The sequence below is a fragment of the Nostoc sp. DedSLP04 genome (assembly GCF_034530775.1).
Taxonomy (GTDB): domain Bacteria; phylum Cyanobacteriota; class Cyanobacteriia; order Cyanobacteriales; family Nostocaceae; genus Nostoc.
On sequence record NZ_JAVRCL010000004.1, the window covers coordinates 54,091 to 79,737 of the forward strand.

15 protein-coding genes are annotated in these 25,647 nt (G+C 42.2%); 7 read left to right on the forward strand and 8 right to left on the reverse strand.

The features are described from left to right. Nucleotides 1–134 precede the first annotated feature (134 nt). From RMX89_RS03595 to RMX89_RS03615, 5 genes are all read right to left on the reverse strand, one after another. Nucleotides 135–3,002, reverse strand: coding sequence for a hypothetical protein (locus RMX89_RS03595; RefSeq protein ID WP_322687949.1), 2,868 nt, complete (start codon nt 3,000–3,002; stop codon nt 135–137). A gap of 198 nt (nt 3,003–3,200) precedes the next feature. Further along, nucleotides 3,201–7,097, reverse strand: a complete 3,897-nt coding sequence (locus tag RMX89_RS03600; protein ID WP_322687950.1) for a TonB-dependent receptor — start codon at nt 7,095–7,097, stop codon at nt 3,201–3,203. Next, nucleotides 7,094–8,644, reverse strand: a complete 1,551-nt coding sequence (locus RMX89_RS03605; RefSeq protein ID WP_322687951.1) for a hypothetical protein — start codon at nt 8,642–8,644, stop codon at nt 7,094–7,096. Before RMX89_RS03605 ends, RMX89_RS03600 begins: the two co-directional genes overlap by 4 nt. 154 nt (nt 8,645–8,798) lie before the next feature. Next, nucleotides 8,799–9,362, reverse strand: a complete 564-nt coding sequence (locus RMX89_RS03610) for a hypothetical protein (RefSeq protein WP_322687952.1) — start codon at nt 9,360–9,362, stop codon at nt 8,799–8,801. A 177-nt stretch (nt 9,363–9,539) separates the two neighbouring features. Then, nucleotides 9,540–12,068 (reverse strand): hypothetical protein, encoded by a 2,529-nt coding sequence (locus tag RMX89_RS03615; RefSeq protein WP_322687953.1) that lies wholly within the window; start codon nt 12,066–12,068, stop codon nt 9,540–9,542. A gap of 829 nt (nt 12,069–12,897) precedes the next feature. On the opposite strand from RMX89_RS03615, the gene thrC (RMX89_RS03620) reads away from it, so the two are divergent. Next, nucleotides 12,898–14,208: a threonine synthase gene (gene thrC, locus RMX89_RS03620; protein WP_322672863.1), complete on the forward strand. Its 1,311-nt coding sequence runs from the start codon at nt 12,898–12,900 to the stop codon at nt 14,206–14,208. An 89-nt stretch (nt 14,209–14,297) separates the two neighbouring features. Beyond that, entirely contained in the window at nt 14,298–14,573 is a 276-nt protein-coding gene (locus RMX89_RS03625) for a ubiquitin-like small modifier protein 1 (RefSeq protein WP_322687954.1), read from the forward strand. A 565-nt stretch (nt 14,574–15,138) separates the two neighbouring features. Here RMX89_RS03625 and RMX89_RS03630 read toward each other — a convergent pair. Continuing rightward, nucleotides 15,139–16,806 carry an iron uptake porin gene (locus RMX89_RS03630; protein ID WP_322688029.1) on the reverse strand — a complete coding sequence of 556 codons (1,668 nt, stop codon included), beginning with the start codon at nt 16,804–16,806 and terminating at the stop codon, nt 15,139–15,141. Between the two features lie 311 nt (nt 16,807–17,117). Here RMX89_RS03630 and RMX89_RS03635 point away from each other — a divergent pair, with 311 nt between their 5' ends. Next, a complete protein-coding gene (locus RMX89_RS03635) occupies nt 17,118–19,493 on the forward strand; it encodes a hypothetical protein (protein WP_322687955.1) in 2,376 nt (791 codons plus the stop codon). Nucleotides 19,494–19,601: 108 nt separating this feature from the next. Here RMX89_RS03635 and RMX89_RS03640 read toward each other — a convergent pair whose 3' ends face one another. Further along, nucleotides 19,602–19,796 (reverse strand): hypothetical protein, encoded by a 195-nt coding sequence (locus tag RMX89_RS03640; protein WP_322672856.1) that lies wholly within the window; start codon nt 19,794–19,796, stop codon nt 19,602–19,604. Between the two features lie 933 nt (nt 19,797–20,729). On the opposite strand from RMX89_RS03640, the gene thrC (RMX89_RS03645) reads away from it, so the two are divergent. Next, on the forward strand, nt 20,730–21,821 hold the full coding sequence (thrC, locus tag RMX89_RS03645) for a threonine synthase (RefSeq protein WP_322687956.1): 1,092 nt from the start codon (nt 20,730–20,732) through the stop codon (nt 21,819–21,821). 64 nt (nt 21,822–21,885) lie between these two features. On the opposite strand, the gene RMX89_RS03650 is transcribed toward thrC (RMX89_RS03645), so the two are convergent. After that, nucleotides 21,886–22,407, reverse strand: a complete 522-nt coding sequence (locus tag RMX89_RS03650; RefSeq protein WP_322687957.1) for a hypothetical protein — start codon at nt 22,405–22,407, stop codon at nt 21,886–21,888. Between the two features lie 150 nt (nt 22,408–22,557). Here RMX89_RS03650 and RMX89_RS03655 point away from each other — a divergent pair, with 150 nt between their 5' ends. From RMX89_RS03655 to RMX89_RS03665, 3 genes are all read left to right on the forward strand, one after another. Further along, nucleotides 22,558–23,457, forward strand: a complete 900-nt coding sequence (locus RMX89_RS03655; protein WP_322687958.1) for a YihY/virulence factor BrkB family protein — start codon at nt 22,558–22,560, stop codon at nt 23,455–23,457. A gap of 87 nt (nt 23,458–23,544) precedes the next feature. After that, nucleotides 23,545–24,051, forward strand: a complete 507-nt coding sequence (locus RMX89_RS03660; protein WP_322687959.1) for a DUF4112 domain-containing protein — start codon at nt 23,545–23,547, stop codon at nt 24,049–24,051. A gap of 19 nt (nt 24,052–24,070) precedes the next feature. Next, on the forward strand, nt 24,071–25,003 hold the full coding sequence (locus tag RMX89_RS03665; protein WP_322687960.1) for an alpha/beta hydrolase: 933 nt from the start codon (nt 24,071–24,073) through the stop codon (nt 25,001–25,003). Nucleotides 25,004–25,647 lie beyond the last annotated feature (644 nt).

Below are 25,647 nucleotides of genomic sequence, written 5' to 3' on the forward strand. Positions count from 1 at the left end.
AAACTGAAGTTATTGCTTTTCGGATTATTCAAAAGATATTTTTACAAAACTGCGATCGCTTTGTTACCGTACAGCCAAAACTCTCCTAATGGCTTCCTAATGGCTTTAATTCCACTAGTTAGCCGTGGTTAAAGCTATTTCACCTTAGCGCGGAAGCGAACAAAACCATAAGAATTCGCTGGTGTGCCAGATCCAGTAGCTGCGGGTAGATTGGGAAAACTGGGGACTGTAATATTGACCACTACTGCTCCATTGGTGTTAGTACCACAGTATGATGGTGTACCTGCTTCATTAACTGTATAAAAATGTCCGCGATCGCTATCTCCTACATTAGTGAGATAAAGGGTAGGTGTAGTAGAACCAATAGCTAGGGCAATTCCTCGATCTGCTCCTGGTAAGCCACCATCACTAGGAGTCATACCATTAAAAGCAGTAGGAATAAAATTAACATTAGTCGGAACTAAGTCACAGAATTTTACATTGGTTGCATTACTAAGACCATTGGAAAGGAAATATATAGTGTATTCCAATTCATCTCCCGGTTTGACAGTGCCAGCATTAATTAATCCTCGCAAGTAGCCAGCAGGCCATTTAGGATCGCTATCATCAGTAGCATAAGGTTCTGGTACATAGTTACTGGCATTAGTAGCAACGTCACTGCGACCATCCACAATATTAGTTAAATCTTGGTTATTGAGGCGGGTAATACGTTTAATTAACAGCAATTTAGGATTAGAACTAACAGTATTTAATACTGTAAATAAAGTGGGGTCATCATCTGCCGTACTGGCAGGATTATTACCGATATTTACACCATTATCAGTAATTTGTAAGAACGAATTACCAAGAGTAGGTGGATTATTGGTAGCACCAGCAGAGTCTGCATCTGTGAACACTGTACCAACAGTTCCTGTAGGATTATCAGGTGTGTTAAAAGTAGCATTTGCTTGGTTACTAATTGGATTACCGCCATTGGCATTATTAATTGTGGCAGTAATTTTAATGGTAATCGTATCATTTACACGGAGAATTCCAGAATTTGTCACAGCAACAACACTAGCACCGTTGTAACTGGGATTGAGTGTAATGTTATTCCCTGAAGTTGCAGCAGTAATCACTGCACTCACAAAGGTTAATTGTGAGGGTAATAAGTCGTTAATGGCAAAGTTAATTGCATTGCTATTACCTGGATTTAGGTTGGAGTAAGTGATGGTATATTCGATGCGATCGCCTACAGTCACTGTTCCACTAGTATCATTGTCTGCGAGGAAGCGAACAGATTTAGTTCCTATGACATTTGCTTGAGTGTTAGTAGTAATTACCAAGGGAGTAAGAATTGCTTGACTTGGGAAATATGTCCAAGTATCTATTCCCTTAAAGTCACCATAATTACTACTAAATTCATGCTCTCCCGTCGCACTATTGATCCCTCTAGCAGCATTACGCGGATTAGTAGCTCCCGTACCATTTAAGTTAATCGCCGTGCCGTTAGCGGTAGTATAGTTGTTGTCGTTGTAATAAACGGTAGTCGATCCAATCTGCTGTCCATTTTGATCTACAAGGTTAGGAAAAGCAGCAGGAGGGTTTTCCATTGTGATTTTAAACCCCAGTGGATTATTTTCAGCATCCAACATGGGAAAATGATATTCACCCGATCGTGTTGTGATTATGGCATTGTATGCTGCATTTCCTGGTAGAGGTTGGAGATTTACCCCACTTGCATTCTTCCCATCCCAAAGCACCACATTTGATCCGACAGACAGCACATTTTGTATTACTCTATCGCTACTAGGGTCAAAAATGCCATCATTGTTGGTGTCAATAATTATTTGATAGCTACCAGTTGAGGCAGCATTGAAACTAAAATTGCCTCCCACACCCACAGAAGTTTGGTTCCCACTACCTCCATTACCCCCAGTGAATTTGAACGAAGTCGGTACTGTGGGAATCGTCGCGGCAATAGGAATACTCAAAGAATTGAGAGTTGCCGTGTCGGGTCGATTGAAGAAAACTAGGTGGGTAATGTCTGTTGTAGTATCAGAAACATTTGGATTTTGAACTTGCACATTGCCGGGAAAGATCAAACTATTATTACTAGCACCGCCAGCAGAATGATAAAGAGTGCTGTTATTTGTTGTGTCAATATATCCCCGGTTATTAGCAAAAAAGATGAAGCCAAAAGGATCGACTCCATTCATGTCAGTTTCGTAACGATACCCATCTTTGGTTTGAATATAAAGCTTAGAGTTGAGTCCTACGGGAGTACCACCACTGGCATTTGCCCCCATATTCATAGCAATATAGCTAGTAAATACTCGCCCTTTTTTGGCAACACCGTTACTATCTCGAACTGTGATATCCCAAGCAGCTACCCCTGAAAATTGAGTATTACCTGTAGGAAATGCCGCTGTTGCAGCTGTTGGCGGCGGATTGCTTGCACCAGCTGTATTCGGAGAATGAAACTCAACTTCGTAAATACCTGTTTCTGTAGCGACGAAAGTACAAGGGGTATAGCCATTAGCATTAGGTAAAGGGCCAGCCGTTTCTTTGGTAACGGTGTCAATAAAACCAAAACCACTAGCCAGAACATCACAAGAGCCATTTTGAGTACCAAAGGGACTGCGGTAAACAATATCTTGTGGGTTCGAGAAACTAGTATTCACGCTAGAGCCAAGATTAACTGTTTCTCCTTGCTGAACATAAACTTTGAGTATGGTTTTCCGAACAATACCTGCCAGTAGTAAATCTGACCATTCCAGGTAAGGTCTGTATCCGCCATCAGAAACTAACTCTTTGCTGCCTTCAGCCCAGCTAGGTTGGATACTAGTTCCGAAAATACATAAAAAAAAGCCCAAGCTACTGAGCCATAGTTTTTGGCGTCTACTTGTTAATGGCTTTTCCATATTTTTTTTTACTGGATTGTCCACAGTTAGAGAAAATTTATCATTTTCATCAATATTTACTGTGGCGATCGCTCTTAATTTCTTAAATAAAGATTTCATTATTTAGTTCCAATAAAAATACATAATATGTAAGTAATGATATTGAGTTTATAAATATACAAATACCAGAATGAAAATCGAAACGTTTTTGCACTAGATTCAAAGCGGATAAAAATCGTTACGACAATAGTATTCCCACAAGAAAGGGTTAAATTCGTAACAGAGGTTCATTCAACGTCTTTACATCAAATAACCCTTTTATATTTCACGCCTTTGCATCCCCCTCATTGCAGCCTTGAGTTTACCCACCAAAGTTTTCATCGCCGATTCCTGTGGCTGGCGCGCTACAGGTTTTTGTTGTCCAAAGCCGTCAAACAATTCGTTGAGCTTAACCGTAAAGCCTAAATACGCACCTCCCGCAGAACGTGTGCCAGAAAAATCTCGGTCATCAACTTTCCCAAAAACGTAACCAGCCGAAACACGCAGGTTAGGCGTGAGGTAGTAGCCTGTTTCCAGAACAAAGCCTGTCTCACTGTAGCTAGACTGACTAATTACACGAGCCTCACCCACCAAATCCCAGCTATATCCCAAACGATAGGTAGCGCGTACTTGGGCCAGATTTACTGTGCTAGTACCGACTAAATCGTTAGCTATGTAAGAGGTGCTGTTACGCAAAGCATACTTCCCGTAGAATTCCCATTGCCAATTAGGAGCGTAAATCGCTTCTAAAGCAAAGGTATGGTCTTGAGAACCCGTACCACTTCCTAACAGGATAGTGTCAGGGATGGTTGATGGATTTTGGCGATATTCATAACGCAATAAAGCATTAAATTTATCGCTATTGGGGTCGCGGTAGGCTAAACCCAACTTGAGGTTAGCAGTATCTCCCAATCCTGAAAGCTTTTGATTGGAAGAACCAGCTTGTTGATAACGTACTAAAGCTGTGAGAGCCGGAGAAATTTTACCCGCAGCACCTGCGGTAATTACTGTATTACTACCACCAGAAGAAGAACGATGTTCATAACGGACGCTAGCTTGAAACTGCGGATTATCACTGTATTCCAGCCCGACACTGTAGCTATCGCCACCATCAAATCCGATCGCAGATGCAGCTTGACCAAAGGCGTAGGGTTGGGCATATTGTTGACCTGCCAAAGTGCGTCCGAAGAAGTTGCCAAATACGTGTTCGTAAGCAACGTTCAGCCGTAATCCAGAAGCAATAGTCCAACGGTTATTTATACCAATTGCTCCTTGAGTAGTCATTTCGTTAGCACCACCCAAAATTGAGTAACGACCAGTCAAGGTAGTATCCGATCCGAGTTTGTGTTCGCCGTTGACACTCAAGCTAGTGATGGAATTACCCGAATATTGACCGCTACTGTAATACTGTTGGGCTAAACTGACATTGACACCAGGAATTACCGCCCAATTCAACCCCAAAATGGTACGGTCTGGGTAAATAGCATTTTTTTGGGAAGATAAGCTGAGTTCATTTTGGGCTTGGAATGTCAGGTTTTTAGCTAGAGGAACTGAAAAACGCGATCGCAGTTGATCGGAATTACTACTGAGGGTACTGTCGGGGATACGGTCTTCTAGACGACGGTGAATCCAATCGAGATCGATAGTGGCGCTACCCAAGCGTTGTTGAATCCCAGCAGAAATCGTCGTCAGGGAATTATTAACCTTACTACCAGGTATCGCCTCATAACGCGGTGCAAACAGTTCTTCAAAGGTGTCTAAGGGTTGGGGAGCAATCCCAAAATTGTCTTCGCGATCGTATTGCGCTCTGACGTTGGTAGTTGAGGTGAGTTTAGCTGTAACCTGCGCTCCATAACGGGTTTGTCCTGGGACAAAACTGATAGTGGCATTATTGGCAAAACCCGTATCAGCAAAGCGATAATAGGCTCGACCTTGAATTCCATTAGCAATCTTTCCTTCAGCTTCTAAACGGTAAGCATCACCTCTAACTTTTCCCAAAACATCAGAATCATTAGTGGAATGGGCATATTCTGCGATTAACTTACCGTTGTCACCCAAAGCAATCAGCGCATCTGCGCCGTAGAGTTGAAAGTCGCGCACCCCGTGATTTTCTTGAATGTAAGTTGCTCCTATCCAACTTTCCTGATTAAGTTTGCGGGAAAGATTATATTGCAAACGACCAGCATAGATGCTCCCGTCAGAGTCTTCGCTGTCATATTGATAGCTAACAACAATCCGACGTACCAACACTTGTCCGGTTCGATCGATATCGGTACGAAGAATCGGTTCGCGGAATAATAAAGTACCGCGATCGTAGTCGATTTCGTAGTCTGGGCCTCGGTTAAGCTGTTTGCGTTCTAATACAGTTCCAGGACGATTGAGTTCTTCTAACTCGATAAAGACATTTTCACTACCGGCTTGTAAGAGTCTGCGAGAGAGGAAGTAATAGCCACTAGTACCATCGGGAGCAATGGTATCCCGTTGAAACCCTTCTAAGTGGTCGCCATAGAAACCTGTAATTTGTAGATTTCCTAAGTTGTAATTAGCTTTAAAACCGTGGAGTTGACGAGTGATAGAAGTAAATTGCTGCGATCGCCGCGCAAATTCTTCTGTGTTATAGTCACCCCACATCGCATAATCAGGATCGGAGCCAGGGGTACGAGCTGAACGCTCAAAACGCAAAAATACACTGTCAATGGAAGGAGCGACCACATCAACTTTCGAGCTATCGCCGTAGACAGGATAGTTTTGCTCGCTGAATTGATAAGTTCTAAACAGGCGATTATCGCAGTTGCAATCTTCATTGAGGCTACGAGAACTGTTGTATGCGCCTGTAAATAACCATTCTCCGATCGCACCAGTGGCAAATATCGCTGAATGGAAATCTAATTGCGTTCCATTGTTTTTGTCAGGAGGGAGGAAATCACGGAAACTGCCGTAATAATTTGTACCTCTAGCTCCCAAACGTAAATCTATGACTCCAGTAACTAAACTCGGACGCAGTGCCGTTTCAAATTGTAGTTGAGTGAAGGCTTCTAAATCATTAGCGATCGCGCGAATTGTGACAGTTTCGGCTTTTAGCTGCGATCGTAACGTCGCTGTAAATTGCCCCGCTTTCGCCTCCACTTGAAATCCCGGTTCATCGGGTTTAAAGTCTTTCCCGATCAACTCCCCAGCAGAGGGTATGAGGGTGACAACAGCATCACGATTCGAGCGATTGCCACTTGCATCGGTGAGTTGACCCCGGATTGTAGCCGTAGAACGCCCATCCGCCGGGATACGAGACTCAACTGTTTCTAAAGTTAATTGCTGCGGCGCTCCCCGAACTGCAACTTGCACTGTTACAGGGGGTTCTGTTCCTCCAACAACCTGTGCAGAAATGGTGTTTGTACCTTCTTTTAACGAGACACCATACCATGTCTGCGTTACTAAATTGGTGGTAGCATCAGTTTCCGTCCGTCCTACTAAAGAAGGGTCTACCAACGCACCATTTACCCGCAATTCTACTTGACTACCAGCAGGAAACTGCACAACCACCGTGCTAGCTTGGACATCTACAACACTGTCAGTCGTCGGAGTCAGGATTTTGATTGCTGTAGAGATAGGGACAGTGGGGGACACAGGAAGATTTTCATTTACTTCTTGTCCCTTTGTCCCCGCGTCCTCTACTCCAGCAATTTTGCGTAAGCCTCTAGGCAAATCTACATAAGTTGCTGGTTGAAATGGTTGTATTTCCATTGGAGAAGCATGAAACAGTGTCTCAGTATCTTTACCTCCATCGTTCTTGATTCCTACTATTTTGCGTGAGCCACTGGGCAAATCAATAGAAGTTTCTGGTTGAAATGGGTCTATTTCTGTTTCACTTGGCTGGATATCTGGAATTTCAGAAGCCGATGCTTTATAAGTTGAGGCAAATTCAAGAGGTGGAGAATCTTGCTCGGAACTTCCCAAGAGATCGGGAGAATTTGAATCTATACTTTTTTCAGCAACTTTATTCCGATCCGCTCGATCTTCAACACCTTTATCGGCTTGCAAATGGGAATCAGGGAAAAGAAGGTTTTCACTAGTGATTTCTGCTTTGACAATTGTCGGGTACAAAACAAGGCAGAGAGCTACTGGCATCGCCCCCATCAATCTCAGGTTAAATGTAGTTATACAGTGCAGTCTGGTTTTCATTTCTTGACTGGCTCCTGAAATGTGGGGGTGACAGCGAAGTTCATGCGTACTAAGCCACCAGGCTCTAAATGCACCAAGCGAGATTGGCTATTTCGTTCGCGGAATTTTTCGTTATGAGCTAGGGTGTAACCGGCTACACTGCTAAGGTCTAGTACACCTGTGTGGTATCCAGGTAAGGCATTAGCTAAGGAGAACAAACCATTAGGATCTGTTGTGATGCGGTTTCCGTCCTCCAGAAAAATCACTGCATTGGCTACTCCAGGCTCACCACGCTGTTGTTCGCCATCAAAGTTTTTATCAACAAACACCCGACCGATAATCGTGCCACAGTCAGAAACGATTCCTGGACGAATTTTCAATTGGTGGGTTGCTGGGCCATCCTTAGTACTAAAACGGTTATCAGCTCGTTGAGCATTAACGATCGCAGTGTTACGACCAGTACCACGCAGTGCATCAGCTGTTAGTTGAGCAGCGTAGGCAATATTCAAGACTTTCTCTGGGGAAATTGTTACGTCTGTGCGGAATGTCACTGTGTTACCGTTGCGTTCTGAAGCGATCGCGACTGGTTGACCATCTAGCTCTCCCTGCACAGATTTCGGTAAAAACTGGAATCCTAAAGGTAGGTCGTCGGTGACAAATATATTACTTAAACCAGCATCAGCAAGATTTTTTACCGACAGGCGGTAGATTACCGTATCTCCAGGTTCAGCAGTAGCGCGATCGCCTGTTTTGATAATCTGTAACTGATTGGCTTGACACAAATTTGTAGTGAATTCAAAGGCTAATAAATCCAGTCCCACCGTTTCTGCATTGGGAACTAAAACAACTGTTTGCTCTACTCTGGTTTCACCCGTAATACTGATTGGTTGACCATCTAGAGAACTGGCGACATATCGCACGACACCATTACCTTGTGTTCCAGTGTTAGCAAGGATTTCAATCTTGACCCGTCGCTGTTTATAGATAGAATTTGGTGGTGGATTAACTACAAAAATGTAGGTTCTACCTGGAGCAGTTTGACCCTTATTTGGATCGAGTAGGAAATTATAGACACCCGCAGGGTTATTCGTAACGAAGTAGGGATTACTATTCTCAGTATTCGGCGATTTCCCACCAGGAACGTTGTTATTAGGAATATCTGGTAACTCTGTTCGAGTCAAAGCAACCAAACTGCCCAATTCTATCCCCGTTGGATCGCTAGAGTTGGGTTCGTATACCCCAACTGAAAAACCTGTATAGTCAGGTAAAATTGTCCCAGCGCAACCTAAAATCCGTCCTAATGGATCGAGTAAGGGGATAGGACTAACATTAATTTGCTCAGAACTTCCTTGATATTGATCGTTGCTAGCAGAATCTGTATAAGTATAAGTAGCTTGATTTATTAATGGCACAGACGCAACCAGATTGTTAGTCTGTTGCGCGATCGCTGGCATAGATATAGTAGTATGCAAAAAACTTCCCAGAAGAACAGTAGCTGTTAACCGTCGCCACCAGCTACCGCTAGAAGTAATTTGCTTTTGGTTTTGAGGACGGTTCACCGAACACATCTCCTGTGAAATGTCAAGCTTGATGTTAATAAAAGCACTTATTTATTTGGGGAAATCTAGTTAAGCTAAAACCCTTTAAAAATCTTGTTTCCAGTGGAATCTGAAAATATTCTTGATTGCAGTTCTTTTTCGAGTCAGCAAGGCGGCGTGTTAATCAGCGCACTTGGGTTTGATAAGTTGCCTTGACTGTTGTCTTCGCTGCAAGTGACGGAATCTGCAAACGGATATGAGTGTAAGCAATGGCTGGGGCTGGTTTGGTTTCCACTTTGCCGCCAGGAAGAGTAACTTTAACCGTAGGATTTTCGACGAAGCTACGCCCACCATCAATGCTGTAAATAACTTTGGCATTTTTGGAGACATTAGTAGAATTCAGCACGTAGACCATTCCTTTGGGAATAGGTTGATTAAAAATCAAATTTTTCACTGGGCGATCGCTCTGATTTTCGCCACTCAAGGTATATCGCAATACATCTCCTGGTCGCACCACAACTTGACCTTTCAAAGGTTCCCATTTCTGGCTTTGCTTACCCTGTTGATCTTGTGCCACCACTTGCTTTTCTGCTTCTAAACGCAATTGAATTTGCCCTTGAGTTTTGATATTCTGAGCAACAGCACTTTCTGAATGCCATACATTTGCGATTCCCGGAATTTGTCCGAAAAATGGAACTGTAGTAATGAGAGCAAATGCTCCTAAACCTGCAAGAGAAACACGCTTCATATAAATAACCTCAAAAAACTTCCAGAATGTGAATTGTTGACTTATCTTTCCCAGCTTTTGCTAAGAAAAAGTCACTCTCCTATTTGCTTGCTGTTTGGGGTTGGGGATAAGGTCAAATGGTTCGCAGACTCTTCTGTACCAGAGTCTGCAAACTTCAAAGTCCCCAATCCCAACGAATTAGTTCACCTTGCGTTGGAAGGTAAATGTTCTTTGAATACCCGGTGCGATCGTGCCAGTGACAGTATCTATGTACTTAGCAACATCAGTGTTTGCCGTAGTTCCAGTTTGGTCGATGCCAGAGCTAGTAGCTGGATTACCACTAAAGAATTGGATGGTTGCACTCCCGGAATCCTTAGCTGAACCAACAATATTGCTAGTATCAATTTGACCGCTAGCATCATTGTCTAATGCCCAGTTATTGGGGCTTTTCGTACCATCTTCAGTAATCACAACTTTGTTAGCATTCAAAATCACATTCCCAGTTCCAGATTGAGGATCGGAAATATTTGTGTATTGAATTTGGTACTCAATAATGTTTCCTGGTGCAGGCTTTTTCGGATCGATACTGAATGTGCCATCATTCCCTTGGACTACAGGCCCAGTTCCTTGTAAAACTCGTGACATTTTCAACAGTTTCAGGAAGCCAGTGTACACGCGATCTATGGTAATATTGGACGAATCAAAGGTATTATCGTTGCCAGTATCTTTAATTCCATCACCGTTGGTATCTGTCGTATAGTTGTCAATCGAAGCAGTGATAGGTACTGGAAAGCCTTTACTAATATCAGTAGATAACTGCGTGCCTGGAGGTAAATCAACTTCCACACCATAGTTGATACTTGCACCAGGAGCAACGTTGGGTATTGTAATTGCTGTACCAGTAGTTAATGCAAACGCTCCATTATTATAGGTATAGACAGCAGACTGACTACCATAAGTAATAGTCACCTTTGTATTATTCGGTAAATCTCCTGGAATTGCTGGTGGCGTTGGCTCTATCTTCAAGACACCTGAGTCAGTACCACTATTCTTAACAGTGTTGGTGAAGCCAACTGACTGAGGATCGAGTGTACTACCAGGTGCTGTCCCGGCAGGAACGAGAGAAGATTTATTAGTGAAGTCATCGTTAGTTAAACCTGATGGCCCAGTAGCATCTGGGGCATTTTGCGGCCCGTTGAGTAACGCTGAAGCAACAGGTGCTTGCACCGTGAAAACGTTCGCCTCACCACCTGTACCAGTACCAGTGTTGTTATTACCTGCGTCAGTTCCAGTTTCTGGAGATGCTGGAGTATTAATATAGCCATCATCAACGTTGCCGGGTGGTAGAGTATCGGGAATACCATCACCATTGCTATCAGTACCCAGAGGAGGAGTCATACTGCCTGGGGAACCGTTGTAGTTGCTGGGATTTTGGTCGCCAGATTCGTCGTAGACTGGGAAATTGCTACTGGGTGTTTGACCAAACAATTGAGCGATATTAGCGACGGTTAAGGGTGAAGATGCAGTTGATTCAACAGCTAGCTGAATCGAAAAGCCATTCACCGTTGTACCAGGAGCGATGGAAGTAATAGTCGCTGGATTATTGATAAAACCAACGCGAGTGACTGAGGCCAAAGAGGCTGGTGCTGTCGTAGTCCAACTAGCTGTATTAGCATTAGTTGTAACTGGATTAGTGGTGTAGACAGTTTGCCAACCAGGAGGTGCAGTTGGTGCTACTGCTAAATCTGTACCCGCAGGAATTGCATCAGAAACCAAGATATAAGTACCAGCAGCACCATTAACATTGATGCTTGTACCCGTCAAAGCTGAGGGTGTAATTCCCTGCCCTGTGGGATCGTTGGACTCAACTCGCAAACTCAAATCGTAGGTCAATTTATCATCTGTAATCGCAGTTGTGCCAGCATTGTTATAACCACTGCGAATCTTCAGAATGGTGGCTAAAGCATAGGTCTTCACCGTTAAACCAACCTTAATTTGCTCGGTGGCGCTAGCTTCCCGTGTACCATTAACTGGTGTGCCAGATACCTCACCAGTACTACCATCGGGGTTATCTACGGTGAATACGTCACCACCATCAGGACTCCGCAGTTGGTTTTGGGCATCACCTGGAGTATTACCAAGAGTAACGGTAATGACATCATTGGTTTGAGCGCCAGCTTGTACAGTTACTGGCACACGTACTAACACAGTACCGTTAACCGGAATAGAAGGTGTGTCTACGCCACCTTGAGGAACGTTTATCCAAGTTTGACCACCATCAGTGCTATATTGCAGGCTATTAACTGTACCACCATTTGGTAATGTGCCCGAAACTGTACCCGGCCCAGTTGTTGTCGCTTGGTTGGGAATGTGGAATTTGGTGGGGTCATTACCTACGTTGGTTAAGGTGTAGGTGTAGATTAGTAAGTCGCCAACTGCAACATTACCGCCATTGTTATCTGTAACTCCAGACCCTGTAACGGTGATTCCAGCAACCTCTGCTACAGTGACAACGACAGTGTTAGAAGTGGCATTTATAGTTGTCCCTGGACTGTTAGGATCTTCGTAGGTTGCTGTTGCAGTGTTACTGATAGATGTACCCGCAGTCGTTCCGTCAGCTAATACGGGTGCGAGAAATTGGAAAAGGCTACCAGTTAATAATGCTGTTGCTACTAGAAATTGGTAAAGTTTACGCTGCTTATTTACGGATTGATTTCGATTTACCATATAAGTAGTTTGTTTGCTGAACTTGTATCTCGGATTTTGAAACAGGATAAAGTTCGGCAATTCCCTTTAAAGAATTACCGATTATGGCTGCCCAAAACGTTAAAGTTTTGGGAATGCATATTTAAGGAGTTAAATTATTGACACTCCTGGGAAATTATATTGAGACAATAACCAGAAATAACTTGTCTAGTGGTTTTACGCTTACCCTTGAGAATCAAGACTGGCAATCGCAAATATGTGTAATTTATTACTGTATTTTGCTTAGTTAGAGATGTAAATAGCAATGTAGCTTTTAAAGCAAAAAAAATCTTCCGTATAAATAAGTAACTTCTTGAGCTATGAATGAGTGCATCAAAGCTGAAAAATTAACTTTATTTTGGCAACACACATAGGAATTTTAGTGGCTTGATTCAGATGCTAAAAACACTAAAACTTATATATAAAAATGTTTTTGAGTCTTTGTTATCAGAAATATATACTGCCCTGGAGAGTCATTTAGATAAAAAAAATTGAAAATTAACTAAGCGTTCTAGATCGCTTAAATAGGATAGCAATTTCAACAAATGCAATTTTATCACAAAAAAATGCAATTTTATCATAGTACTTTTCAGTGTTAATGCTGGATAATGAAAGCCATTTTATTTTTTCATAACATTAATAATATACGTGTAAATACTATAAATAGAGATTACTAGTATTAAAGTTTTACAAGAATCATTCCTATCAATACCAGACATATCCGATATTTTTAGTCGGGTATGTTTGACTGGTATTTTTGCTCGTGTTAATATCAGGCGACAAGTGACAGACAAACAGGGAAAGCTAGTTTATGACTCAGGCAATCAAAACCCAAACCCAAACCCAAACCAGCACTGCCTACTTTCAAGCCTTGAAGTGTAAGGAATGTGGTGCAGAATATGAACTCAAAGCCAGTAATGTTTGTGAGTTATGTTTTGGCCCTTTAGAAGTTAAATATGACTACAACGCCCTACGTCTGACTGTCACTCGTGAAACAATTCAAGCTGGGCCTAATTCAATTTGGCGCTACCGCCCCTTTTTGCCTGTCGCAACTGACAATGTTATAGATGTGGGAACTGGTATGACTCCCCTAGTTCGTTCTCACCGTCTTGCCCGTCGCCTGGGTCTAAATAAGCTTTATATAAAAAATGATGCCGTGAATATGCCCACCCTGAGCTTTAAGGATCGGGTGGTGTCAGTCGCTCTATCCAGAGCGCGGGAGTTAGGTTTCACTACTGTTTCTTGCGCTAGCACTGGTAATTTAGCAAATTCTACAGCTGCGATCGCAGCTCATGCCGGTTTAGACTGCTGTGTGTTCATCCCCGCAGATTTAGAAGCCGGTAAAATCCTCGGTAGCTTGATCTACAGTCCCACCCTCATGGCCGTCAAAGGCAACTACGATCAAGTCAATCGTCTCTGTTCGGAAGTTGCAAACACACATGGCTGGGGTTTTGTCAATATTAATCTGCGTCCTTATTATTCTGAAGGTTCTAAGACGCTAGGTTTTGAAGTTGCAGAACAACTAGGGTGGGAATTACCCGATCATGTAGTTGCTCCTTTGGCGTCTGGTTCGCTCTTTACAAAAATTTATAAGGGGTTCCAAGAATTTGTCGAAGTTGGTTTAGTAGAAAACAAGAGCGTCCGTTTCAGTGGTGCTCAAGCTGAAGGTTGTTCGCCCATCGCCCAAGCCTTCAAAGAAGGACGTGACTTTATTAAACCAGTTAAACCGAATACAATTGCGAAATCGCTAGCAATAGGCAATCCAGCAGACGGTATTTATGCTGTGGAGCTAGCTCAGAAAACTGGTGGTAACATTGAATCAGTCAATGATGCCGAAATTATTGATGGCATCAAGTTGCTGGCAGAAACCGAAGGCATCTTCACAGAAACGGCTGGTGGTACAACCGTGGCCGTGCTGAAAAAACTGGTAGAAGCTGGCAAAATCGATCCAGACGAAACTACCGTGATTTACATCACAGGCAATGGTTTGAAAACCCAAGAAGCAGTCCAAGGCTACGTTGGTGAACCCTTGACTATTGATGCGAAACTCGATAGTTTTGAACGTGCGTTAGAGCGATCGCGTACTCTAGATCGCTTGGAATGGCAACAAGTTCTCGTTTAGTTAGGAGTTATGAGTTATGAGTTTTTTATTCATGACTACCTAACTCTTAAATTATACTCCTCACTTTTAACTCTTCACTTTGTACTTCTATGGCTGTAACAGTTTTAGTTCCTACAACTCTTCAGAATTTGACTAATAATCAAGCTAGTCTAGAATCCAACGGTAGCACCATTGCTGAATTGTTGGACTCCTTAGAACAAAGCTTTCCTGGCATTAAATCCCGGTTGTGCGATGAACAAGGTAAGCTACGTCGGTTTGTAAATTTTTACGTCGATAGCGAAGATATTCGCCATTTAGATGGTATAAACACAACACTTAAAGATGGCGATGAAGTAAGTATTGTCCCAGCTGTCGCCGGTGGTTAGGGACTTCCAGTTAAAAAAATATCCCGTTGTAGGGGCGCAAGGCCTTGCGCCCCTACAAATCTATAAATAATTTGGGATAATTTATTTTTTGCAAGTCCCTTAATACACAGAACACTAAATAAGATAGAAGCTTAACTAGACAAACCTTTGCAAGATTGCGTCATTCCCAGCCTGAGACTATTGGTGACAACTTAAGGCGAAACTAGTTTTGTCAATAGTAGTTACGCTATAAATAAGTCACTTGAGAGAGTATCAAATTAAGTCTTGTACTGTGTTTTGAGGGTAGGGATGAACGATGCTTTTAAATATGACACGCTCGCTGGCTTAGAAATAGTGTTTTCTACCCTAATTTTCGGCAAAATTTTCAGCACTATTACTTATTATACAGAAGGCGGCTAAACCCGTCTTTTTTATTGCTAGCCATAAAAGGAGATATGTTTATTATTTATACCAAGCTTCTAAGATTTATTATCAATGAATCTCCGCATCTTCCAAAGTTCTGAGCGTTGGCTTACAGGGAATCCTGTGTTAAGGTGCAGAAGCTTCTTATTATGTGAAACTGAAATTAAAAACTAAAAGTACTCCGCAAAATGCCGATAGTAACTGAGTCACTATCTGGTGTATTACCAGGCTGGATAAGATGAATTATTCCTGGTGTAATGCTGATATTATCTGTTAATTGAAAACGATAAAATGCCTCAATTTGAGTGGTCGTGCCTGGTTGTCCACCTGCTCGTCCTAAACCTGTATTGATAAAATCAGGGACATTATTTCCTACAGGTAAGTCACTACTAGTGATTTTAGGAGGTTGACCGACATAAATTCCTCCTAAATTTCCTTTCTTCAATAAATCAGGGAAATTCAGAAACACCATATAATTTGTCGTTTCTACACTTCCCGATTGCCCAGGAATATAAGATTTAGTATAACCACCCCACGCGCCTGCACTAATACGGGGAGAAATTTGCCAAGTGAGAGTCGCACCCACAGCGTTAGTTTGTAGCGGTGCTGATTTTCCAGTAGTGGTATTAACTGTAGTTAAGCATTCATCACCAACAAAGGTTAGCAAACAACCATCTGAAGCGTAATTATTAACGTAATATAAACTTAAATCTAGAGTATCGGTTGGTGTTAGCAGTAATTGCACACCTGTAGTGGTGGTTCCATCAAATAAACCGCTACCTTTACCAGGATTTCCTGGTTGATAACTAGTATAAATTGCCTGCAAACTAGCGCGTTTAGCAAATTGCCAATCAATAGCTATACCACCGTGACCATATCCCATATTTAAAATTGGGTTTCTTTGGGCAAAATAAGATAATGGCCCTGTTGCAGCACTTTCTACCCGATTGGGGCCTCGGAAAGCAGCTGGCATACTTACGCCCTCTGTTCCTACCATTACTGCTAATTTATTTGTCACCAGCCAATGAAAATTGAGGTCACTTACAATCAAATTCTCTGTAGGAAATTCGTAGCCAAGTAAAACATCATTCCGAGAAACACTATTGGTAAATCTAGGCCCACTAGTACCGTTACCATCTAAAAGACCTGTAAACAAGTAACTGCTAGGAGTGATTTGACTAGTTAAATACAGTTGCGCCAAGGATATAACATCAATATTTGTCCCTCTATCATCTGTATCTTTTTGTCCATCTCTAGGATTAACATCACCACGATTATTAGTCCGTCCTTGAATGCCAACTATGAGTAGTCCACTGAGTTTAGTTGTTGTTGAGAATTGGTTGGCTTCGATTTCAGCAGTTTTGGCTTCTAAATTATCGACACGACCCCGCAAAGTTGCTAATTCAGGGGCAAATTCTAACTGCAATTTTTGTAATATTGCTAAATCTTCACGAGTAACTAAATCACTGGTGGCTGTAGTAATTAATTCGTTGACTCTATCTAAACAAGCGTTTACACCCGCAGCAAATTCATACCGAGTTAAGGCGCGATTACCGCGATAGCTGCTATCTGGATAGCCGGCTATACAACCATAACGTTCTACTAAAGACTGCAAGGCTTGGAATGCCCAATCGTTGGGTTGTACGTCCTTGAGTTGAGATACCGATGTAACTTGGGACATCGGTTCTTCTGGAGAGAGGGAGGGGGATGAGGAAATAATATTATCGCCCTTAACTCCTACATCCTGAGTAGTTTCTGGATTGATGTACTCTTGTGCTAATGCTTTTTGTGCAACTCCATTTACTCCCGCAATTAATAACGATGCGAGCATCCAGGTTTTGCGATAACTGCGGCTAATAAGTCTACCTTTCAATTTTTTACACTCTGCTCACATACTTAAGTGAAGAGTGTATTCGCGATTATCTAGGGTTTACATGGGGACATTTACGGATTTTGTCCCAAATTAGACTTAATGCTTCTGGGCAACTTTTGAAAGGGCGAGTATAACAGGGTATTGGGTATTGGGGACTGGTTACTGGGGACTGGGTACTGGGGACTAGGTACTGGGGATTAGGAAAGAGTTTTCTTAATACCGAATCCCTAATCCCCAATCCCCAATCCCTAATCCCTAATCCCCAATCTATGGCAAATCGTTCACGCAAGCTGAAGCCAAAAGCCTCTAAACTAAATCAACCTCCTGCTGGTGCGATGAAACGCGTCGCTAAAAAACCCCAGAAAAAGCTAAAACGAGGAAGTTGGTTGTCATCAATATTAGCGATGCCTACGGCGGCAAGCTACGCAATTATCTTAAGTAGTGCTAGTCTAATTATGGCTTTTGCCTGGATTAGTGTTCTCTTCATCTTCAATCCAGACGAGGTAAGCTGGCTAAATAAAATTTTACCTGCATGGGCACAAATTCCCCTTGGTAAACACGAACGCCCCCAAACTCTCAAACAAATTCAACTGGATTTGAGTAAAAAAAACCAAATATTTGGGGAAACTCTGCCTTTAAATCAAGATGTGAAAACCTCATTTTTACTACCAGTTTTGCAACAACGTGCTAATTGTCAATCTGATTGTAAAGAACTGGTGGAACTCAGGGTTTACGAACGCTCAGAAGAGTTAGAGTTTAAATCTCAGTCAGAAAATTACTACTATTTAGCGACTCAATTATCTGTAACTGGCCCAGATGAATCCTTTGTGATTTCTTCTTTGCTTGATGGAACTTCAGAACCCCAGGATATCAGTATTCCCCTACCTTTAACTGAAGTGCAACGCTTTGAAGGTAAGACACCATCATCAGGGGTTTGGTTTGATTTGCGGGGTAAACGCCAACAAGCAACTGATACGATCCGCTACGGTTACGTCGTATACTACAATCCAGAACGCACAAACTTACTACAAATGTTGTCTTGGACTAGTCCTAACGGACAATTGCCGAAATGGCAGCAGGTAACTGGTGATGGTACAAAAGAGTTAGTTATCGATCAAACAGTAGGTTTAGAACCGCATTTACAAGTTTACCAAGTCAAACCTCTGAAGTTATTCCTCAAACCAATTCAATTGGAGGCGATTAGCCTCCAATCATCGACCTTCAAGGATTCTGGATACCAAAGTGCCTTGTCAATTGCCCGTAGTGGATTGTGGACACCAGCTTTTGAATGGTTGAAATTTATCAAGAAACAGCACAAAGGAGTTTTACCAGAAACGGCGCAAGCGCAAATGGATTTGATTCGCTTGCATTCCCAACTTACTAAAACCCAAGCCCAGAAAATTTGGGCAAGTCCTAGTCAAGAAGTGCTGGCAGATTTGATTGATGGTCGCTGGGAGAAAGCTTTACAGGTGTTTGAAGCGTCGCCACATAATGCCCAAGAAATTGCTACTCTACTTAAATCTGATGAAAAACGGTTGTGGAATCGCACAGCAGCAGCGTTGCAGGTAAACCCAAATAGACGAGAGGTGCAAGCTTGGTTCGCGTTGATTTTAGCAGTTCAGCGAGGAGAAGGACATGCTAATTCTTGGTTAAAGGCGCAACCAAAAATTACAAAAGAGAATCTTGACTATATTCAAGGTCTGTTGGCAAGACTCAATGGTAAGGGTACATCGCAAATATCCTCTACTCACCCTAGTCAGATTGTTGGTACGGTGCAACCAATCACTCAAGTTACTAACACCGAATGGCTGCAACCAAATTCCCCAGCAGATTTGAAACTTACGGATAACCAAGTTTGGTATCAGGTGGAGGTAAGTGCATTTAATGACGGGAAACGCTGGCTAAATTTCCCCTTTGATAATTTCAACCCACCGAAAACTGACGCCGCCAAATTTTTCTGGAAAACTTTGGGAATCAGTTCTGACCCGGAAATCCAGATTGTAGTCTGGTTGCCAAATGGAGAGCAAAAAATTACTATAGCCGCTATCAAAGCGGTGCAACTACGGGGTAAAGTTTTGCGCCTCTTAGCTGCTGGGCCAAAAATTCCAGATAATCCAAACGATGCTCTCCAACCCAAACCTTTAGCTTTGACAAATGCCGCATTGGAATGGGTGCAACCATCTCCTATTACTTTACGAGAACTGCATCAACAAAATCCCCAAGGGGTGAAGATAATGTTATCGAGTTTGTGGCAATCTTTGCAGCAATCTGGTGAATTTCCGGTTGGTGCTATTCCCAGCTTTGAACAGATGCAGGAAAAATTGGGTGATTGGCCTGTTCAAGTGATTGATTTAACAAATAACGCTCAACCAGAAATAATCCTGACTATTTCACCAGAAGCAATAGCATCCTTGAATCAGGGGACACCTGAAATTCAAAGAGAAAACACAGAGCAGCGCCGCGACCGGACTATAATTTTGTCTGATGTAAATAAAGTTATTTACACTGATTTTACAGGAAATTACTTACAAAGACTGTCTGCGATCGCCAAGCCTTCAGGGGTGCAATCCTTAGCTTTACTGGTAGAAAATGCTCATAACTACAGTTTGAGGCGCTGGTCAGAGAAAAATCAGCGCTTTGAATAACGCACCCCTGATTCAAATTTCCCCTTTACTCAAATTTAAATTAAAGAGGGAAAAAGCGACGGCGAATAGCCCGTCGTAGACATCGCTATCTAGAAGACGGACTTATTCTTATTCTTCTTTTTGGTTGGTTTCGGCTAAACGTTGGTGCTTCAGATTTTCCAATTGCTGCAACAGAGAGTCTACCTCTGCTTGTAAATGCATCAATTTAGCTTGCTGATCGTCTTGATAATAAGACTTGGTTAACTTACTGACCCAGGCAGTCTGGGACTCGCCATCGGAAACACTAGATAAATAAGTAGGCATCGCTAATTAAATCCACTATTTAACTCACACCATTAGAAATATTATAATAATGCTCTTTTAAGCTTTATTACATTATTGTATATTTTCAATCAATTACTCTAATGGATTTTGCGTTCAATCATAAAAGACGGTGATTATAATCGCTGTGTTCCAAAAAAACACTGACTCAAGTGTGTAAAGCTTCCTTCCGCTGGACGGTACTTAGGAGTAGTTAATTTATAGTCTGTCAATTATGGTTGTACTAATGATTATCGCCGTTTTTAGGGAATTTACGCAAGAAATTATATGTAGACTATATCAAGAATTATGCTAAATCATGAAAAAACCTAGGGCGAAGCACTTGCATTTGGTGCAATCTCTCGTAGAAAGGGAGGTGGAAGGCTAACATCAAAAAGAGACAGCCTCTTAAGTATTTTCCTATCTTCACTGAAACGTATAGGGTGTGAAAATACATAGATAAGTTTGAATAAAATAATTCACTAAACACAACTTTAAACACGGATAAATAAGAGTTTCAGAGAGTTATGACATAAGTCTGATATAGGAATTAGGCTTGATTTCTAAATTTACTTCTATAGACAGAGAACAGGGAATAAGCAATAGGATAAATACGTACTCAGTCTTGTTAAAAAATAAAATAAGAGTCCTATAGATTTACAGATGATTTTTCATCTCGTCATTCTCCTCTAAGGTAATTTGTTGAACCGAAGGTCGCCGTGGCGGTTTATGATAAATTAACGTTCTAAATAAAAATAGCAAGTGAAACGCCTGCACCACAAAAAATAATATTCTTAACAAGATTATTTTGGATTAGGGAACTCTGAATAGGCAACTGGTAACGAAAAATCTACTTTCTTCCTCTTTCCCATTTTGCGCTTCCCGATCCCACCCTTTCTAAATATCCAATCCTTACATTAAGAAATTTTAAATCCCGTGACTTTGAGCCTGTCTGTTGCTACATCTCATCGCCAACCCTGGCCCGGACTGATAGAAGCCTATCGCGAATACTTGCCTGTCAGCGAAAAAACCCCGATTGTGACTCTATTGGAGGGCAATACACCTCTAATACCAGCGCCAGCGATCGCAGAACGCATTGGCAGACAAGTACGGGTTTTTGTAAAATATGACGGTCTCAATCCCACCGGCAGCTTCAAAGACCGGGGGATGACTATGGCAATTTCCAAGGCCAAGGAAGCAGGGGCAAAAGCAGTAATTTGTGCTAGCACGGGCAATACCTCAGCAGCCGCCGCCGCTTATGCTAGACGGGGAGGCATGAATGCCTTTGTACTGATTCCCGACGGTTATGTGGCACTGGGCAAGTTAGCTCAAGCATTACTATATGGCGCAGAAGTATTGGCAATTAAAGGTAATTTTGACCAAGCCCTAGAAATTGTCCGCGAGATGGCCGAAAGCTATCCGATCACTTTGGTGAATTCAGTCAATCCCTACAGGTTAGAAGGACAAAAAACAGCAGCCTTTGAAATTGTCGATGCATTGGGTGACGCACCAGACTGGTTGTGTATTCCTGTGGGAAATGCGGGAAATATCACAGCATATTGGATGGGATTTTGTCAATATCATCAAGCCAGAAAGTGCGATCGCCTACCCAAGATGATGGGATTTCAAGCCGCAGGAGCAGCGCCCTTAGTCCACGGTCAGCCAGTGGCGCATCCCGAAACCCTAGCGACAGCAATTCGCATTGGCAATCCTGCAAGTTGGGAGTTAGCGATCGCCGCCCAAACCGCCAGCCAGGGAAATTTCCACGCCGTTACCGATGCCGAAATTCTCGACGCTTATCGACTTTTGGCAGCATCAGAAGGTATCTTCTGCGAACCTGCTAGCGCCGCTTCTGTAGCCGGGTTGTTGCAGGTGAAAGACCAAATTCCTACAGGGGCAACAGTGGTTTGTGTCCTCACAGGCAATGGACTAAAAGACCCAGATACAGCCATTAAACACAATCACAGTCAATTTCAACAAGGTATCGCGGCGGAACTGGGCGCAGTAGCTAAGGCAATGGGATTTTAGGGCATTGGGCATTGGGAATTGGGCATTGGGCATTGGGCATTGGGAAAGAGGAGGCAGAAGTTCTTTAATTTTGAATTTTGAATTTTGAATTTTGAATTGATTTCTCCCCCTGCTCCTCTGCTCCTCTGCTCCTCTGCTCCCCTACCTCTGCTCGTTCGTGTGTCAAGCTATCAATAGCATCACCCAAGGCAGTAGTCAGGCTATTGCGGGTTTGGGCGTGATTATCCTGCTCAGTTTTCAAAGCTTGCAAGAGGCGATCGCGTTCTTTAATTGCGGCGATCAGTTTAGCTTGCAAGTCTTCCACAGATTTTAGCTGTTCTATTTCTTGTTGGATAGCTACTGGTGTCCCAGCAGCTAGTGTTTCTATTTCAAAACCTTGGAGTTTATGCAGTTCTGCCTTGAGGGAGGCGATCGTCTGTTGGGAAAGTTGAGTATCTGTACGGCGTTGTTCTGCTTCTGTATTGTAAAGCTGACGCCATTTTTGGGCACTTTCCCAAGCTGTATCGCGCTCGTGTTGCAGCTGTGCCATCTGCTCTTTGATTACCTGGATTTCTGTCAACCACTGTTGTGTTAAATCTTGATTCATACATTAATAGTCATTAGTCATTAGTCATTGGTCAATGGTCATTAGTTAGAAACTCTTGACTCGGTATTCTTGCGGTAGAAAGACAGATGCGATCGCTACGCAAAATTTAGCACAGTAGTTAATCAACCCAACCAGTTTTAACTCTAAATTATGCCAAAGCTTCGTTTTTTTCGCTTCTTTGGCCACCTCAATTGGCGCACGATTAAAAAAACTTTTTCCCGAACAATCGAAAGGCGACTTTTTGGACTCGCCTCGGAAATCGCCTTTAATGCCATGCTATCACTGTTTCCAGCAATTCTTGCTATCATCACAGCCATTGGCTTATTGGCAGAATCTTTACAAAATACCTTTAAACAGCTGGCGGCACAACTAAGTCAAGTCCTACCCGATCAAGCCTTGGAGCTGATTCGTGATTTTGCTACTACAGAAATTACTAACTCCAAAAACAGTGGTTTATTTTCTCTAAGCTTTGTATTAGCAATTTGGACTGCTTCTGGGGCGGTGAGTACCGCAATGACAGCCCTCGATCAAATCCATCAAATTCCCTCAGAAAACATCCGTCCCTTTTGGAAAGCCAAGCTTGTCTCTCTGGGATTAACAGTCGGTACTATGTTGCTTTTAGTCTTGGCTTCTTTCTCAGTGTTTACTAGCGATTGGCTTTTGGGAATAGTAGTGCGTGAAAATAGTTCTTTGATCTTTTTGTTGCATCTTTGGCTACTGTTACGCTGGCCTTTAGCTTTAAGTATTGTTGCTGTCGCCTTTGGCTTTGTCTATCGCTATGGCCCAAGCAAGTGGAACTCAGGCACGCCAATGATGCCTGGAGCAATTTTAGCAGCTGTTTTTTGGGCAATGTTGTCTGCCCTATTTCGGCTGTATGTGGCGAATTTTGGCAATTATAATAAAGTATATGGTGCTGTAGGAGCAGTGATAGTTTTAATGCTCTGGCTGTCAATGAGTGCTGCTGTTCTGTTAATCGGCGATCAGTTAAACGTGACTGTCGGCGAAGATATGCGCTTAAAAGCCCAGCCGCAATCGAAAGTAAAATATTAATTCGTAAATCCTTGAGAAAATGATTGCAAAAGCTCAGTAGGGGAGTAAAATATCTAACGATTCAATACAAAGTAAGCGATCGCCTCCATGCCTGATTCTCCTCCTCGATTTTCGATGATTGAACCTGATGCCAAAGCACCCACATTGAAACGTCTGCGTCAGTTAAGTCGGCTGTTGGATAATGTTATTACCATTCCTGGTACAAAGATTGGTTTTGGTTTAGATCCAATTTTAGGACTCATACCGATTGGTGGTGATTTTTTGGGAATAATGTTTTCTAGCTACATCATTCTAGAAGCAGCACGGCTAGGCGTATCTAGAGCCACTCTAGGTAAAATGGTTTTGAACGTAATCATTGATGGTTTGGTAGGCGCTGTCCCAGTTTTGGGAGACTTTTTTGATTTTGCCTGGAGAGCTAACACTAATAATATTAAGCTCTTGGAAGAATACTTAAAGTTTCCTAGCGAGCAAAAGAGTGCAGACAGATGGTTTATCTTTGCCGTTTTGGTTGGATTGTTGCTAATCTCCATTGCCTTAGTAGCATTGCCTGTAATTCTAATTAGAATTTTGTGGAGCGTCTTTACAGGCGGTTAAATTGTTTATTGATAAAAGAATGAAAGATTGGTGGCAAGCTACTTTTCCTAAAGGGCGGCAAAGTCTAGTTATTACTGATGCTAAAGGGTATCCTGTACAAATTGCTTATGGCGAAAGCGGTAGAGGTAAACCGCTAATTTTATTACATGGTATGGGGAGTTGGAGCTACAATTGGCGGCACAGCGTAGCAGCATTATCTAAATATTACCGAGTAATTTGTTTTGATGCCAAAGGTTTTGGTTTTTCCGAAAAACCATTGTCTCGTAAAGAACACAACGGTCATCAAGTTATTGAGTTTCAAAGAATTATTCAGGCATTATGTGATGAACCCGCAGTCATTGTGGCCGAATCTCTAGGGGGATTAGTTGCCCTTGCTCTTGCTCAAGAAAACCCGCAGTTAATCGGACGGCTTATAGTAGTAAACGTACCTGTTTTTGCCGAACAGCTACCCCATTGGTCTATGTGGTTGCTTGCCCAAACACCCTTAGAAATAATGCAAACAATTGACTCCTTACGTCTGACATATTTGTTTGCGCCTCTATTTAGAGAAGTTATGGCAATAGAAAGACGTAGGGTATTATTCGATCCCTCAATTTTGACGCAGGAAGATATCTATTGGATAACTTACCCGTTTACTGAATTGCCTGGTACGATCGCAAAAGTCGCCGAAGAGTTACAAATAGCTGCGCGAGAAATTGAGAATTGGCAAGCAAATAAGCCAAATATGCTCACCAAAATTCAAAATAACCTGAGTGCAATTAAGTGTCCCACATTAGTTTTGTGGGGTGAGCAAGATAGTTGGTTTCCTGCTAGTCATGGTAAAAAATTACATCAACATATCCCCAATTCTAAATTACAGATTTTATCTAACTGCTGTCATGATGCCTCAACTGGGGCTTCTGCGGTGTTGAATAAAACGATTCTTGAGTTTTTACGAGATACTAATTTCTAAGAGGATGTCTGAGAAGTATCAAATATTTCTTGATCCCCCCTAACCCCCCTTAAAAAAGGGGGGAATAAGAGTCTTAAAGTCCCCCTTATTAAGGGGGATTTATGGGGATCTCCAAGGGTTAGATGTATACAAAAAAACTTTTCAGACATCCTCTAAACTCGACTTTATCCATTTTTCACAACGCGATCGTTTAAGCTGAAACCTTTGTAGGACAGTAATTTTATTTTTTTAACTTCATCGATAATCTGTGACATAGAAAAAGTATTTGCCAAAAAGCTAGGGTTTTTGCCAGATAAAGAAAGCGAGTTCTTAATTTTGGATAAAGTCGAGCTAAAGAAGAATTCAGAAGCTTGAATTCTGTTTCGATAAAAAGAGAGTGGGAGGAAGCATATCAGTCAGCTTTCAAACTCCCACTCTACCATTTGCTGCTGAAGTGAACAGGAATGTATACAGACGTTACCCATTAGGGGGCTAATGCGTAGTTCAACAACAACGCCTACACGCATTGAATATTCCTGTTGCAGCAAATGCCAAACCTGATTATTGAATTTATTTACTGAGATAAATACTCTGTAAATAATTCTTAGAGATAGCTTTTTGTTTTTGTAAATCACTCAATAAATAGTGTTTTACAAAAGGAATTT

Bases quoted from the DNA above. Each gene is read 5' to 3' on its own strand.
- RMX89_RS03600 (WP_322687950.1), bottom strand. From the start codon at position 7,097: ATGAAAACCAGACTGCACTGTATAACTACATTTAACCTGAGATTGATG.
- RMX89_RS03605 (WP_322687951.1), bottom strand. From the start codon at position 8,644: ATGTGTTCGGTGAACCGTCCTCAAAACCAAAAGCAAATTACTTCTAGC.
- RMX89_RS03630 (WP_322688029.1), bottom strand. From the start codon at position 16,806: ATGCTCGCATCGTTATTAATTGCGGGAGTAAATGGAGTTGCACAAAAA.
- RMX89_RS03615 (WP_322687953.1), bottom strand. From the start codon at position 12,068: ATGGTAAATCGAAATCAATCCGTAAATAAGCAGCGTAAACTTTACCAA.
- RMX89_RS03640 (WP_322672856.1), bottom strand. From the start codon at position 19,796: ATGCCTACTTATTTATCTAGTGTTTCCGATGGCGAGTCCCAGACTGCC.
- RMX89_RS03655 (WP_322687958.1), top strand. From the start codon at position 22,558: ATGCCAAAGCTTCGTTTTTTTCGCTTCTTTGGCCACCTCAATTGGCGC.
- thrC (WP_322672863.1), top strand. From the start codon at position 12,898: ATGACTCAGGCAATCAAAACCCAAACCCAAACCCAAACCAGCACTGCC.
- RMX89_RS03610 (WP_322687952.1), bottom strand. From the start codon at position 9,362: ATGAAGCGTGTTTCTCTTGCAGGTTTAGGAGCATTTGCTCTCATTACT.
- RMX89_RS03650 (WP_322687957.1), bottom strand. From the start codon at position 22,407: ATGAATCAAGATTTAACACAACAGTGGTTGACAGAAATCCAGGTAATC.
- RMX89_RS03635 (WP_322687955.1), top strand. From the start codon at position 17,118: ATGGCAAATCGTTCACGCAAGCTGAAGCCAAAAGCCTCTAAACTAAAT.
- RMX89_RS03595 (WP_322687949.1), bottom strand. From the start codon at position 3,002: ATGAAATCTTTATTTAAGAAATTAAGAGCGATCGCCACAGTAAATATT.
- RMX89_RS03665 (WP_322687960.1), top strand. From the start codon at position 24,071: ATGAAAGATTGGTGGCAAGCTACTTTTCCTAAAGGGCGGCAAAGTCTA.
- RMX89_RS03625 (WP_322687954.1), top strand. From the start codon at position 14,298: ATGGCTGTAACAGTTTTAGTTCCTACAACTCTTCAGAATTTGACTAAT.
- RMX89_RS03660 (WP_322687959.1), top strand. From the start codon at position 23,545: ATGCCTGATTCTCCTCCTCGATTTTCGATGATTGAACCTGATGCCAAA.